Origin of the sequence: Sphingobacterium sp. MYb388 (assembly GCF_037479535.1) — a bacterium.
In the GTDB taxonomy this organism is placed as follows: domain Bacteria; phylum Bacteroidota; class Bacteroidia; order Sphingobacteriales; family Sphingobacteriaceae; genus Sphingobacterium; species Sphingobacterium anhuiense.
The window spans coordinates 224,336-238,752 of sequence record NZ_JBBGYV010000006.1 but is presented as its reverse complement, the minus strand read 5'-3'; the positions used below and the strand labels follow the sequence as shown (position 1 = coordinate 238,752).

The following is a 14,417-nucleotide window of genomic DNA, read 5'->3' as shown; positions in this document are numbered from 1 at the left end:
CTAAAAATCTATGAAAAATATGGATTCAGAGGCTATTGCTATACCACAAAGTTTTCAACTCGCTTGTCAGCTTTTTGGTATTAAAGTGGCTGACTTTTTACAGCTTTATGTAAATCATTTTTCTTACATAGACCTGCATTTTGATGACAAATCTGTGTATTCTTTGGTAACTAAATCTTTCGATTATGTGATTCCAAAACAAGAAGAGGATAAACATAAATTGAATATTGAATTAACTGCAATAGAGCGCGATAAGGGGGTGAAATTAGTTCAGAGGCAAATTAAACTGGCCATGAACAGAAACTACAGTTATTCGCAAAGGAGAATGAAGGGTAAGCTGTTGACGAATCAACTTTATGATCTTTTTTCAAAAGATTGTGAGATAAAGAATGTCATTTATCTGGATGAAGAAACCAAGATAACACTAAATAAAGATTTGATGTTTAGATCACTTGTTTCGGGTATTTCGGCAACGCAGTTTTTGAATGGTATCATGCAATGTGTGGCGATCCCAGATTATCTAGCGAGAATACATTTAAATAAATCCATCTATAACCCAGTTTTAGGTGTATTTATTAGGGTATTTGATGGTTACGGTAGTATACGTGATAAGGAATTTCAAGATTCGGTACCATGCAGAGAAATGATGATGGAAATTCAAGAATTGAATAAGCGTTATTTCTTTTGTAGAGATGTGGACGAGAGAAAAGCGCATTATCAGGGATGGTTAAATAACTATTTAGAAAATAACAGTTTAAGTTAATGATATGAAGAATTTAGAGAATATTAAGCTCACTGATGAGTTTAAACAATTTTGTGATATTTTTAATTTCACACCTGAAAATGTTATTCAGGCTTTTGTTGATAAAGTTGATATAGCGGCGTACATGTGCTTTCCATTGGATCCTGATCGATGGGCCAATTTGTTTATGATAGAGTATTTAATTAAATATACGGATTCGGAAGGAGCATTGCAGGCTTACTTTGAATTTGGGGAAAAGTGGGCTATGATTATGAGAGCAGGGGAAAAGGATGCTCTTGAGAAAACTAAAAAACTGCTGGAGGATTGGCATAAATCTGTATTGGAAGACCGTATTAATCAGATTATGATGGGGGATGACGATAAGTTACAAAAATAAAAGTTTGAGACCTAACAGTTGAATTATCATGTTATGTTTACGTAAAGCTGTAGCACTCCTTCACTTATTTGCGTTATCTTTATACTAACGATATATAAACTATGACAAAAAAAATTTTTTATGGTGTTGCTGTTCTGGCTTTAATTAGTAGCTGTGCAAAAGATAGTGGTACTCCAGATCCTGACTTTTCGAAAGATATTCAAGTTCGATTGGGGGCATATGTGTGGCATCCTGTTATAGGGAACGCGAAGGAAACCGATTATAATCTAGATGACTGCGAAATGGATAACAGTTACCGCTTTATCTTTCAGGAAAAGTCAAATCAATTGAATCTGGATAAAGGGGTGAAAGTCTGTGAGGCGAATAAAGGAGCTTTTGAGGAGTTTATTTTCAAAGATAAGAATAATACAGGCTTTACTTTTAATAAAGAAAAGGGTACGATTAAATTTGCAAATCAAGATCAGTATTCTTCCTATACCGTAGTGGTTAATGGGGATAAACTGGTGTTAACGAGTCAGAATAATAATCCTGCGGCTTTTGTTAGGCCCGTGAAATATTATTTTAAAGGGGTGAAGGCTCAATAATTTGATATTCGCGTGAATGCATCCAATTAGTGAAGGCGTTCTGCTGGAGTTGAAAAAAACAAAATTTTCTCTGAGCCTAATATTGAGTTATAAAGAGAAGGATTGAGTTATTCGTTATATGGAAAGATTTGAAATGACTACTCGTCTTTATAAAATTTAAGAGACCTTGAGAAAAGCTCATATTTTTTATAATCCATTCTAAAGAGAAGGATATTTTTGGTCAAGTTATTATCAGATTACGGTAGGAAGAGGATCGTTTATAACGCGTTTACATTAGTCATAAAAAAGGACGATCAAAATCGTCCTTTTTTATGTTTGTTACTTTTAGTAATATTATTATGATGTATTACTGATTTCTAATGCTAAAACGTTAATTTAGGGGTTTACAAACCGACCGATGGTCTCTTTTATACAATCTTAAATGAAACTTAGCAGTATATTTTTTAGTGGAATGTTATTTCTAGCGATTCCAAACTTACAGGCGCAGCAGCCAGCTTATAAAAACAGTAAACTTCCGACAGAGAAAAGAGTTCAGGACCTATTGGGGAGAATGACTAAGGAGGAGAAAGTTGGTCAATTGTCGAAATTGTTGGGTTGGGAGATGTATGAGAAGAGGGCTAAGGGTATCGGTGTAAGTGCAAAACTGAAAAAAGCAGTTCAGCAGCAGCATATTGGTCTGCTCTGGGCAACCTTGCGTGCTGATCCGTGGACTCAAAAAACGCTGTTAAATGGTTTGAGCCCTGTGGAAGCGGCACGAGCTACAAATGCGATTCAACGTTATATGTTGGATAGTACACGTTTAGGTATTCCTTTGTTGTTATCTGAAGAAGCTCCGCATGGTCATATGGCTATCGGTGCTACTGTTTTTCCTACAGCAATTGGTCAAGCAAGTACTTGGAATCCAGTTTTAATTGAACAGATGGCGGCTACGATTGCAAAGGAAACTTACGCTGTAGGTGGAAAAAATGGTTATGGTCCTGTATTGGATCTAGCACGTGATCCACGGTGGTCACGAACAGAAGAGACTTATGGTGAAGATGCGTACTTAATCGGGCAGATGGGAAGGGCGATGGTGAAGGGCTTCCAGGGTGATGTAATTGGGAAAGAAGATAAAATAATTGGTACACTTAAACACTTTGTTGCCTACGCTGTTCCTGAAGGTGGTCATAATGGTGAAGGTGTTTCTGTCGGTGAAAGAGCAATGCGTCACCATTATCTGTATCCTTTTGAACAAGCTGTTCGCGCAGGAGCAGGTTCTGTGATGACGGCTTATAACAGTATTGATGGTATTCCTTGCTCTGCAAATCCCTGGCTACTGAAAGATGTATTGCGTAAAGATTGGGGATTTAACGGTTTTGTCGTATCCGATTTATTAAGTATTTCTGGATTAAACGGAGGGCACGCCACAGCTTCTACTGCAGCAGAGGGAGCCTCACAAAGTATATATGCCGGTCTTGATGTAGATTTGAGCGGTACAGGATATGGTGCTAATTTATTGGAGGCGGTCAATAGCGGTCTTGTAGAAACTTCAGTTCTTGATACTGCTGTGGCACGTGTACTGCGTATGAAATTTAATCTGGGTTTATTTGACCGTCCTTTTGTGGATGAAAAACTGGTTGCAAAAAAGGTAGCTACTGTTGAAAATGTGACTATAGCACGTAAAGTAGCTCAGGAGTCTATCGTATTGCTTAAAAATGAAGGAGACTTATTGCCTCTGAAGAAAACGGTTAAACGTATTGCAGTTGTTGGTCCTAATGCGGATAATGCCTATAATCAATTGGGAGACTATACTGCTCCGCAGGCTGATGGTAAAGTGAAAACAGTATTGGCTGGTATCCGTGCTGCGGTAGGTAAGGGGACACAGATTGATTACGTGAAGGGCTGTGCTATCCGTGATACGCTTAATAGTAATATACAAGATGCGGTTGCGGCGGCGAAGCTGTCGGATGTGGTTGTTGTGGTATTGGGTGGTTCTAGTGCCCGTGATTTTAAAACAACTTATCAAGCTACAGGTGCCGCAAATGTCGATATCAATGCAGTTAGTGATATGGAAAGTGGTGAAGGTTTTGACCGCGTCTCTTTGGATATGATGGGGCATCAGTTGCAGTTATTGCAGGCTTTGGAGAAAACAGGTAAACCTATTGTGCTTGTGACCATCATGGGAAGACCTTTGAATTTGAATTGGGCAGCTGCACATATCCCCGCTATTGTGAATGCCTGGTACCCTGGGCAGGAGGGTGGACTTGCGATAGCTGATGTGCTGTTTGGAGATTATAATCCTGCTGGACGCATGCCGATTTCAGTACCTCGTTCTGTAGGACAGTTGCCAGTACATTATAATCATAATAAACCTAAACATCATGATTATGTGGAGATGTCGGCTAAGCCTTTATATGCTTTTGGCCATGGTTTGAGCTACAGTAAATTTGAATATGCTAATCTTGTTGTTGATGTGAAGGAAAGTGCAGACGATTTTGCTTGTACGGTTGCTTTTGATGTGGAAAACAAAGGACTGTTAAACGGTGATGAGGTGGCTCAGCTTTATGTTGTGGATGAGGTTAGTTCAGTAGTTACAGCTATCAAACAATTGAAACGATTTGAACGTAAGTCTATTGGGGCTGGTAAGCGTGAAAGGGTCACTTTTCAATTGACTAAAGAGGATCTGAAGCTTTGGGCTGTGGATAACCGGTGGAAAACTGAGAAGGGAAAATTTAAATTACTGATTGGTGCAGGATCTGATGATGTGCGACTGGAAGGTACATTGGAATTGAAGAAGGACTATTTGTAGGAAAAATAATACACTCGGAAAGTATACTATACTTGCATCTTTAATGATCCTACTCGTTTAGGATGTAAAATAAAATTGGGGCTGTCTATTATTGACAGCCCCAATTTTATTTTAATACAATGTGTTTAATATTCTTTCTATTCCAGGTATAGGTAATATGTATCAAACCATCATCATCTTGTATTATTGTCGGGTAGGAGTATTCATCCCCCTTTTTACCATCTTCTAAGATCAATGCATCTTTCCAATTCAGACCGTCTTTAGATAATGCCACGCGTAGTTTCGTACGTCCTTCCCACCAATCTTTTCCGGCAAGATCGGGATTATAAACGATCATAAATTTTCCATTGTTTAGACGTATTGCGTCTGTTGCCGCATTTGGATTAAGCAGATTTGTAGCTTGCCAAGGTTGCCAAGTCTTTCCGTTATCGTTGGAAAAGGAGCTCATGACTTTATTCTCTTTACTGCGACACAGGACTTGAATTTTTCCATCTGCATGTTGTACAACACTCGGTTGGATCACCTGAATGGGGCTATCATGGTTAATGTTAACAATTGACCACGTTTTACCTCTATCTGCGCTGATCTCTAAATGAGCTTTCCAAATTTCGTCTTTTGACTCGGTGCTTGAAGGGGAAAGGATAGTACTATTTTTTAGGGTGATGGGTTTGTTTTTGATGGGACCTAAAATGTTTTGGGGTAATGCTTTCGCTGTTGACCAGGTATTGCCCTTATCTAGCGAATATTTGTAATAACCTTTCCATTCTCGAGGATTAGGTCCTATTTTATAATAAAGATATAGGCTGTCCGATGCTGGATGTTGATAAAATACAGGGTTCCATGTTGGATAGCGTTTGTCTCCAAGGACTCCATCGGCAACTTGCACAGGGGTCTGCCATTTGCCATTAATATAATGTGAAGTCCAGATCACAACATCGGGATTGGATTCATGTGTACCTCCAAACCAGGCGGCAATTAGGCTATCTTTTCCAATTTGTTCGATGGTAGAGGCGTGGCACTGTTTGAAAGGTACCTGACCTTCGTTAAAAATCTGAGTTGATGTTAATAGTGCTGGTCTATAATTATTGCAAGAAGAAAGGATAGTTAGTATGATTATAGAAAAGAAGAATAGTTTGTTCATATAAGTTTATTTGGTCCTGCACTTTTTCATATGTTAAACGAAGTACAGGAGTCTTTTTGGTTTTATTTTTTAGTTCGTTAATGTTTTAATATCTGATATATTGATTCCGGTAAAGCAATCGTCCTGACAATTTCCTATGACATAACCGCATGATGAGATCATCCCATTATTTTTCGTTTCAAAAAATATCTTTTTCTTTTCTTGTGCTACAAGCCATTCACCTTTTGCCTTGGTATAAACGTCATCGAGTGTCATAATTTCAGTTGCTCCTAATCCATTATATTTTCCTAATTCTTTTTCAGATTCTGACCAGCTGAGGCATTCTTTTAATGTAATCTTCTTATCCGTTAGGTATGTTTTAAATGCATCCGTTATTTTTGCTTCAATTGCTGCAATTTTCTCATCTGTCCAGCCCGTAGCCGGCGAGATAAATTGATTACCAAACCGCTGAATGAGATGCTCTCGTTTTGTTACTTTTCCATTGATGACTGATATTGTTGTTGTGGCACTTTGTGTCATTAATGAGGTGTTTGTTTGGTATTGATAGGAGTTATAGCTTTCTTTTTTGAATTCTTTAAACTTATCAAAGCTGTCTTCAAATTGATTTGAATATTCAAGGTCGCTATTTTTACAGGAAAATACAGACAGACTCAATAATAAAGATAAGGTGTAAATGATCTTTTTCATATATAAGTATATTGATTGGTTGAAAAGATAACGAGGTTTGACGAAATATTGCTACAAAACAAAGGAAGCCACTTGCGTGGCTTCCTTTGTTAAGATTATTTAATTTTAATTAACGTCCCAGAAAAGTTTGGTATTCGGGTTGTCTTGTGCTTTTACAGCATTATAGTTATCTGCATTAAATGTCGCTTCATTTTGTGGTAGAGTCAATTTAACAGGAATTGTCTTTTGTAAATCTGATGCTAAGGTTGGAATAGTAAACTTAGGAAAATCTAATCGTCGCTGTTCAGACCAATTTTCCACAGCTTGAAATAGGTTAAAATGTAACCATTTTTGCATGGCAATTAATTGGATTTTATTAGTTGCTCCGTCCCAATTTACTTTCGTGACAAAATTATCTATGCTTGCTTGTTGAGGTTTTGCTGGTGTGGCAACTGTTATATCATCACTTTTTGTGGAGATGTTGTAATACAAATCTACTGATTCTCTCAAACCTTTTTCAAAAGCATTCTTTGCGGCACTGTTATTTCCTATTTTATCGTAATACTCCGCTAGTAAAAAATTAATTTGTGAAGCACTGATTAGGATGCCAGGAATAAATTTGTTGCGAGACAAGGTGTGTCGGTTGTAAAAACTTATAGTTTCTCCTCTAGCTAAGTCAGATTGATCTGCTTCTCCAAGTTGTTGATCGAAACCGATATATTTATCTCCGGATTTTTGACCTTTCTCGAATAAGATAGGTAATCTAGGATCAGATTTATTTACCATTTCATCAATCATAGGTTTGCTGCCAAAATTTGCAAACCAACCATCTGCCTCAAACGCACCTTTGATATCTTCGGATTTGATATCGGTACTCGTGTTAAAGATATCTAATTGAGCATTGTCTGCATTGTTTAAAATCAAAGGATATTTATCTTGATTATTGATGATTTCAGCTATCTCATTTTTTGCAGTAGCGCTGAACTGACTACTAGCCGATACGCGGGTTAGCATTCTAAGTCGCAAAGAATTGCAATATTTTTTCCACAAAATAACATCACCATTGTTGATCAGATCTTGTGTTCTAAAAGCACCAGCAAAAGTTGAAGGTATTTTTAAATCACTTAATTCTACACTGATTGTTTTTAGATCAGTCAGCATATTAGTGTAAATATCAGTTGCTTTGTCGTATTTCGGATAAGAGACTTTGTAATCACCATTATTGGTATTTAACAATCCGGCTTCAGACCACGGTATATCGCCCACTAAATCGACCATTTGTTGTGTCTGGTCATAGAAAATAATTTTAGCAGCTAAGAGGGCAATTCTTTTTTCTTCTTTTTCTTTATCTGTCTGTATTTGAAACAAACGTATAAATTCTTTGTATTGTGCTAAGCCAGCATAATATTTGTTCCATCTTTCTTCAGTTGCAGCAGAGCCTGGTACTAATTGATTAGCCTGGTTAATAGAACCTAAATTCTGTATATAAAGATTAATTGTTGGTCTTAAAGTCACAAAATAATTACCATATGAGGGTATTATAAGTGCCCTAAAGTCGTAGATCATTCCTGTGAATTGTTTTTCTACAGTTGTTTCTTTACTTTTAGAAGGGTTATTGTAGTAATCTCCAAAAGAATCTTTTTTACAAGATGTTATCGTTGATAGAGCAGTCATTGTTAGCCCTAAGAATAAAATTGACTTTTTCATTTTTTAAAAATTAGAAGCTAGCACGTAGCATTAAACCATATGTTCTTGTTGCTGGACTTGTTCCAGCATTCGAAACGCCATTAATCCAGTTGGATCCACCTGTCATTTGCTCTGGATCTAAATCTTTAATTGATCTATAAATGAAGAATAAATTACGTCCAAAAGCAGAAAGTTGAATGTTTTTGGCTTTTAATTTATTGGCAATAGATGTCGGTAAGCGATATCCTAGTGAGATTTCTCTCATTTTAACATAATTGTTCTTTTTAACATATAATTCATATCGAGATTGTGAATATTGAGGTCCTCCCCAGTTATAAGTGCTGTTATAATAAGTTGCTTGAGAAATGATGTTACTATTTTGAGAACCATCCGCTAATACCCCATCCATTAACATACCGTCATGAAAAACTGTTTCTCCATTTGGACCGCTAGCATTGTTTGTTGCAATACCCACAATTCTTCCAGAAGCATCCTTAGCTTGATAATAACTTAAACCACCATGCTCTTTATCCATAGCATTTAAACTTTCTTCCAACAATCCTCTACTTGTCATCCAATTAACTCCTGTAGGCATGACACTTCCTCCTAATCTAAAGTCCATAAGAACATCTAGTGAAAAGTTTTTGTAGGAGAAATTATTTATCAAGCCACCAACTGCTTTTGGCATCGAGTTTCCAGCCTTAACCCATTTATCTCCATCAATTTGATAAAGACCGTTGGAAGAAACTGTCTTATTCCCCTTTTCATCTAATTTTACTGGGCGTACCATTATATCCCCCATTGTCTCTCCGACTTTAGCGATAAGCTGAGCTGCTTGTCCATCGTAGTCTCTTAATAATAACGTTTCAGCATTTCCTGGTAAAGAAATTACTTTGTTCTTATTCATAGAAAAATTTAAAACAGTATTCCATTTGAAATTCTCGTTCTGTATTGGTGCACCAGTGATCGCAAATTCCCAACCGGTGTTTCGGAGTGAACCTACGTTTGCAAGAATGGAGCTCGAGCCTGCTGAAATAGGTAAGGTATAATTTAATATTTGATCTTTAACTAGACCATTATAATATGTTATATCAAGTCCTAATCGGCCATTTAGCATTTTTGTCTCAATACCAAATTCGATTTCATTTTTGGTTTCAGGTTTGATACCAGGATTACCAAATTCTGATGTGGGTAGGGTTGAATAAATAACAGACGAACCATTAGCCATTTGTGGCCCTAAAGTTCTGATATTATAATAGAGCGCACTTTTATAAATATCGGGATAATTACCTACTATACCCCAAGAACCTCTTAATTTCGTATAGCTAAAGAAATCTGGTAATTTAACGGCATCTGAGAGGATAAAACTTGTATTTACAGATGGATAATATAAAACATTATTATCAGGATGCATTGTAGAGATTCTTTCGCGTCTTAAAGTTCCTTCCACATTCCAAAACTGTTTTAAATTAAAATTCACAGTCCCAAATACTGCGTCACGCAACATATTTTTGCGATAATTGTAACGCTCATTTGGTCTTGCCGGATTTAAAGACGCATTTGTATCGAACCAATCTCTTATTACAAGTCCCCCATCTGTTTCATTTTGAACATAAGTATCTTGTGTGCGGGTCGCAGTATATCCTGCTACAACACCAAATTTGATATCTTCATTGAGTTGTTTGTTGTAGGTCGCCATTAAATCTGTATAATAGATGTTTGCATTTTGATTGCCAAGGGAATAACCACCTGAATTACCAAATGCCAATGGAACTTCGTTAGGCTGTTTTGACTCAGTTCTTAGCGCTGTTACATCTGCAGATACACGACTGCGAAGAGATAGATCATCTGTTATACTCCAAGTTGCAGTATAGGATCCAATTAATCTATTTGAATTTTCATCATATTGTTTTGCTCTCGAATCCCACATGTATGATAAAACATCTCCACGATATCCAAAATATCGTATATCTTCATCAGGAGTCAATGATTGTGTATTCGGATCTTTAATCACATATTTATAACCTAGACTTGTTTGGTATTTATTTAGGTACCAATCTGGATTATCAAAAGTTGATATCATCCCTGTGAAATTGTTTATAAGACGATCTGTCAACAAAGGTCTATTGTGTGTATGTTGATTGATGAAATTGACGACTACATCATTTTTGAATTTCTTCCATAATGTAAAACTAGCGTTCAGATTCGCAATATTTTTTTTATTGTACGAATCCATTGCAGTCATTTCATTATCCTGTCTTGTCAATGAAAAGCGGATATTTGAATTTTCAGAAGTATTACCAATTGCTAAATTAAATATACTGTTGTTAGGATTATTAAAGAATTTGTGATATGAATTTTGAGCACTGTAAGGTCTGACTTGACCATCCCATGAGATGATATCTTTTCCATCGAATTTAGGACCAAAATTTACGTTAGTATTCATAACTCCTCTATTGACACCATTAACAGCATCTCCAGCGCCATAATAATAAAATAAATCATCGGACTGATTTACATTATTATAGGCTTTGTTATATCCAGGTCCTCTTACGTCTTGAAATCTAGGTAAATAAGCAATTTGGTCGTGAGTATAAGTTGCATTAAAGTCTACAGAAAAACCTTTTCCGGCTTTTCCTGATTTTGTAGTGACTAAAACAACTCCGTTCATAGCTTCAGATCCATATAACGCTGCTGCAGAAGCACCCTTCAAAATACTGATGTTTTCAATATCCTCCGGATTCAGATCTTCTAAACCGTTACCGCGAGCACGTTGGTCACCCCAGTAATCGGAGTTATTAAAAGTTGTTTGGCGCATTGGAACTCCATCAATAATGACTAAGGGCTGTGAGTTTCCTGTAATAGAGTTTGTTCCCCGAATATTGATGTTGATCCCTGAAGTTGCTCCACCTGGCGCCGCTGAAATACGGACACCTGGTGCTTTACCGTATAATGCTCCGGCAAAGTTAGGACTTCCTGTTTTGGTAAGCTCTTCAGCTCCAACTGTACTCATGGCATATCCCAGCTCTTTAGGGGCTCTTTTTATACCCATTGCGGTTACAACAACTTCATCCAGTGCTGAAGCATCTTCTGTTAAAGTAGCATTAACCGTTTTAGTTGAACCAACTACAATTTCTGTTGACTTGTAGCCAATATTGGAAAAACGCAAAGTTTCACCTTGTGAGGCTTGAATTGTAAAACTACCATTTGCATCTGTCTGTGTACCGCGAGCTGTTCCTTTTACGGAAACGGTTACACCGGCGACTGGTCCTTTTGCATCTGTTACTCTCCCGGTAATAGATTGCTGTGCGAAGAGGGAGGATGCACTAAATAAGGTGCATAATGCCAATCCCGCACTTTTTTTGTAAAAATAACTCATAACGAATGGTTTATAAGTGTAATTAGTTTGTGTGAAAAAGTGTCTGTATAAAGTTGTCTATAATAAAGGCTGAAGTTCCTAGACTTTGTGCCTGTTTATTGGTATCAGATATTTTTAGTTGTGTGGCCTGTGCTAATCGTGGAATACAAAATTCGTTGATTGCGGTTTGGATCTGAGGCATTAAAATGGTTCCTGCTCGAGCTCCTCTGCCACTAATGATAATAGCTTCAGGATTGAGGATATGAATTAATGTCGCTATTCCTTTTCCTAGCATATAACCTATTTTTCCGAGATTGGCGACAGCTAATTGATCGCCATTTAGCGCACTTTCTAATAATGCATCACCCTGAGCTAACAGATTATTGTGCTGATCACCTTCTAAGCTTGATTTTTCTCCAGCATTAATTGCTGTCTGCACGTTTTTTACTGCCGCGGTAAGAGACGCTTCTACTTCAAGACAGCCTTTTTTTCCGCAGGAGCATAATTCGTTACTGTCACTGAGTGGAATATGACTGAACTCGCCGGCGTAACCGCTTGATCCTTTGAATATTTGGTCGTTCACGATCATACCCAAACCCACACCCCAGTTGAGATTAATGACTAAAGAACTTTTTATATTTTTAGCAGCACCAAATTTTTGTTCTGAAAAAGCAATACAGGTGGAGTCATTTTCAATGATGGTTGGTATGTTAAAATGATCAGATATGTGCTTTTTAATATGATATAGCTTCGATTGTTTATCATACGAATCATTAATACCTTTCTCTGTATCAACGAAGCCAGGCATACTAATGCCCATACCTAAGAAATCGGTAACAGGAATTTTTGATTCAACAATGATGGCTTCTGTTAGCCTGATAATTGTCTCTAAAGCTTTAGTGCTATTTTTTAAGGGATTATAGTTATCGACATTTTCTGCAATCACGTTATTTTCCAGATCAAATATGTAAATGGAAGTGTAGAATTGGTCTAATGCTATAACTAAAGTATAAGTGTTTAAATTGTTATTTATTTTAAATTGAATAGCTCTTCTTCCACCAGTAGATGCTGCAAGGTCATTACCTTCAATTAAATTCATTTCAAGTAATGAATTTACTGACTTTGTAATGAGTGGAATACTCTTATTAAATGTCTTACTCAACTGCGCAATCGATTGCAGTTTTTGAAAGTATATTGCTTTTATAATCTGGTTATTCATAATTGGATTGGTTTTCCGTAATGGTAAAGTTACAGTTATATTATTAAGATGCAAATACTTTTTACTTTTTTTTAATAAGTAAATTTTCTTAATAACGGGAATTAATATCATTTTAATCTAGTTAAGATATTTTGATTAAGATTTCAATATTTTGTAGGGAATAAATTGGGGAATTTAAAATTTTTGGGAGATTTTATTATTTTAAAACTATTTTTTGAGAAGAGATATATGTTTCGAAAAATTGTAACAGGATTCGGAAAGATGGGCAAAAAAAAACCTACTGCAGGATCAGATGCAGTAGGTTTTATGTAGTTATTTATTGTTAAACCTTATTTCGATTTTAATTGAATAACGGTAGCATAGTTTAATTTTGTGCTTGGATTCTTAACAATAATTTTATTTTCCTTTTGTGTCCATTTCAATTTTCCTTTGTGGCCTAAGATACTCATGTCTTTAATTTTGAAATTATCTGGAACATTGAATGTAAACTCAGTTGGTTGTTGATAGCTGTCGCCTTCTACAATATGGAAAACATTGACGGTCTTGCTATCCTTACTTCTGGTATAGTAATAATCTCCTTCGTGATAGGGAGCGACTGGACGGGTAGCATATATTGCGCCTTGGTTGATCTGTATCCACGAAGCTAATTCTTTTAATCTGTCATACGCAGCTTGGTCGTAGTCCCCATTTGGTCCAGGCGCGATGTTCATTAAATAATTGCCTCCTCGTGCGATAATTTTGATCAAAGTTTCTACAATTTTTTTAGTGGGCTTGTACTGATCATTAGGAACATAACTAAAAGAGTTACCCATGGTGATGCAACTCTCCCACGGGATGTCTAATGTATGTTCTGGGATGGCCTGTTCCGGTGTGACATAATTTTCCCACTTACCCGGTACAGTACGGTCGACGACAATGATGCCGGGTTGGTTCTTACGTGCCATATTACCGATACGGTCCATATCAATATCTTGTTCTACCTTAATGGTTCGTTGCCAGTCAACAGATTGGTCAATGGTTTTGAACGGTCTTACCCAACCGCCGTCTAGCCATAAAATATCCACTTTTCCATATTCAGACGTCAACTCGTTCAATTGGTTGTAGGTATAGTTTTTAAACTTCTCCCATCTTTCAGGATGTTTTTGCGGATCGTAATTCACGTTACGGTCTTTAGGCGGGAAATAGTTCCACCAATAAAAATCGGTATGCCAATCAGGTTTCGAAAAATAAGCACCTATTTTAAAACCATCGTTACGGAAGGAGTTGAAAATTTCTTTAGTGATATTTGCTTTCGGATTCTTTGAAAATGGTGTATTGGGCGAGGTAACTTTGTAGTCAGACTCTTTCGTGTCAAACATGGCAAATCCATCATGGTGTTTTGTTGTAAATACCACATATTTCATACCAGCAGCTTTTGTCGCATCTGCCCATTTTTTAGGATCGAAATGTGTTGGGTTGAATGATTTTTGTAAGTTTTCGTAATTTTTCACATAATCAAAATAGTTTTTTCCATGCTCTGGTTTACGTTGTGTCCAACCTTCATCTTCCGGACATAAGCTCCAGCTTTCGACGATACCCCATTGACTGTACGTGCCCCAGTGCATAAAAAGTCCGAATTTCATGTCCTGCCACTGTTCTAGGTTTTCAATAACTAATGGGTCTGTTGGTTTTTGGTAACCAGAAGATACATTATGGGCCTGACCAAATGCTACTGTAGCTGTTGTTGCTATTAGCACAGTTGATATAATTATTTTTAATGTTAGCATGTATAAATATAGTTAAAATGATAAAAAGAAAGCCGCCATTTGGCGGCTTTCAATCGGTATATTGTGGATT

The 14,417-nt window shown here is 36.8% G+C and carries 10 protein-coding genes; 4 read left to right on the top strand and 6 right to left on the bottom strand.

Annotated features, from left to right (window positions below; translation table 11 throughout):
* Positions 1 to 10 precede the first annotated feature (10 nt).
* The 4 genes from WH188_RS18820 to WH188_RS18805 all read left to right on the top strand — a co-directional run bounded on the left by WH188_RS18820 (position 11) and on the right by WH188_RS18805 (position 4,511).
* On the top strand, positions 11 to 763 hold the full coding sequence (locus WH188_RS18820) for a hypothetical protein (RefSeq protein WP_021189873.1): 753 nt from the start codon (positions 11 to 13) through the stop codon (positions 761 to 763).
* A gap of 4 nt (positions 764 to 767) precedes the next feature.
* Positions 768 to 1,139 (top strand): hypothetical protein, encoded by a 372-nt coding sequence (locus WH188_RS18815; RefSeq protein WP_021189874.1) that lies wholly within the window; start codon positions 768 to 770, stop codon positions 1,137 to 1,139.
* Between the two features lie 101 nt (positions 1,140 to 1,240).
* On the top strand, positions 1,241 to 1,723 hold the full coding sequence (locus WH188_RS18810) for a hypothetical protein (RefSeq protein ID WP_168128285.1): 483 nt from the start codon (positions 1,241 to 1,243) through the stop codon (positions 1,721 to 1,723).
* Between the two features lie 421 nt (positions 1,724 to 2,144).
* Complete coding sequence (locus WH188_RS18805; RefSeq protein ID WP_339424483.1) at positions 2,145 to 4,511, top strand: glycoside hydrolase family 3 N-terminal domain-containing protein; 2,367 nt, start codon at positions 2,145 to 2,147, stop codon at positions 4,509 to 4,511.
* Between the two features lie 106 nt (positions 4,512 to 4,617).
* Here WH188_RS18805 and WH188_RS18800 read toward each other — a convergent pair whose 3' ends face one another.
* The 6 genes from WH188_RS18800 to WH188_RS18775 form a co-directional block, all read right to left on the bottom strand.
* The gene (locus WH188_RS18800) at positions 4,618 to 5,652 is read right to left on the bottom strand and encodes a sialidase family protein (protein ID WP_021189876.1); all 1,035 of its coding nucleotides are present in this window, start codon (positions 5,650 to 5,652) and stop codon (positions 4,618 to 4,620) included.
* A 69-nt stretch (positions 5,653 to 5,721) separates the two neighbouring features.
* Positions 5,722 to 6,339 (bottom strand): hypothetical protein, encoded by a 618-nt coding sequence (locus WH188_RS18795; RefSeq protein ID WP_339424482.1) that lies wholly within the window; start codon positions 6,337 to 6,339, stop codon positions 5,722 to 5,724.
* 105 nt (positions 6,340 to 6,444) lie between these two features.
* A complete protein-coding gene (locus WH188_RS18790) occupies positions 6,445 to 8,025 on the bottom strand; it encodes a SusD/RagB family nutrient-binding outer membrane lipoprotein (protein WP_339424481.1) in 1,581 nt (526 codons plus the stop codon).
* Positions 8,026 to 8,035: 10 nt separating this feature from the next.
* Entirely contained in the window at positions 8,036 to 11,383 is a 3,348-nt protein-coding gene (locus tag WH188_RS18785; RefSeq protein WP_339424480.1) for a SusC/RagA family TonB-linked outer membrane protein, read from the bottom strand.
* A gap of 22 nt (positions 11,384 to 11,405) precedes the next feature.
* Positions 11,406 to 12,581 carry an ROK family protein gene (locus tag WH188_RS18780; RefSeq protein ID WP_339424479.1) on the bottom strand — a complete coding sequence of 392 codons (1,176 nt, stop codon included), beginning with the start codon at positions 12,579 to 12,581 and terminating at the stop codon, positions 11,406 to 11,408.
* Positions 12,582 to 12,910: 329 nt separating this feature from the next.
* Entirely contained in the window at positions 12,911 to 14,347 is a 1,437-nt protein-coding gene (locus tag WH188_RS18775) for an alpha-L-fucosidase (RefSeq protein WP_339424478.1), read from the bottom strand.
* Positions 14,348 to 14,417: the final 70 nt, after the last annotated feature.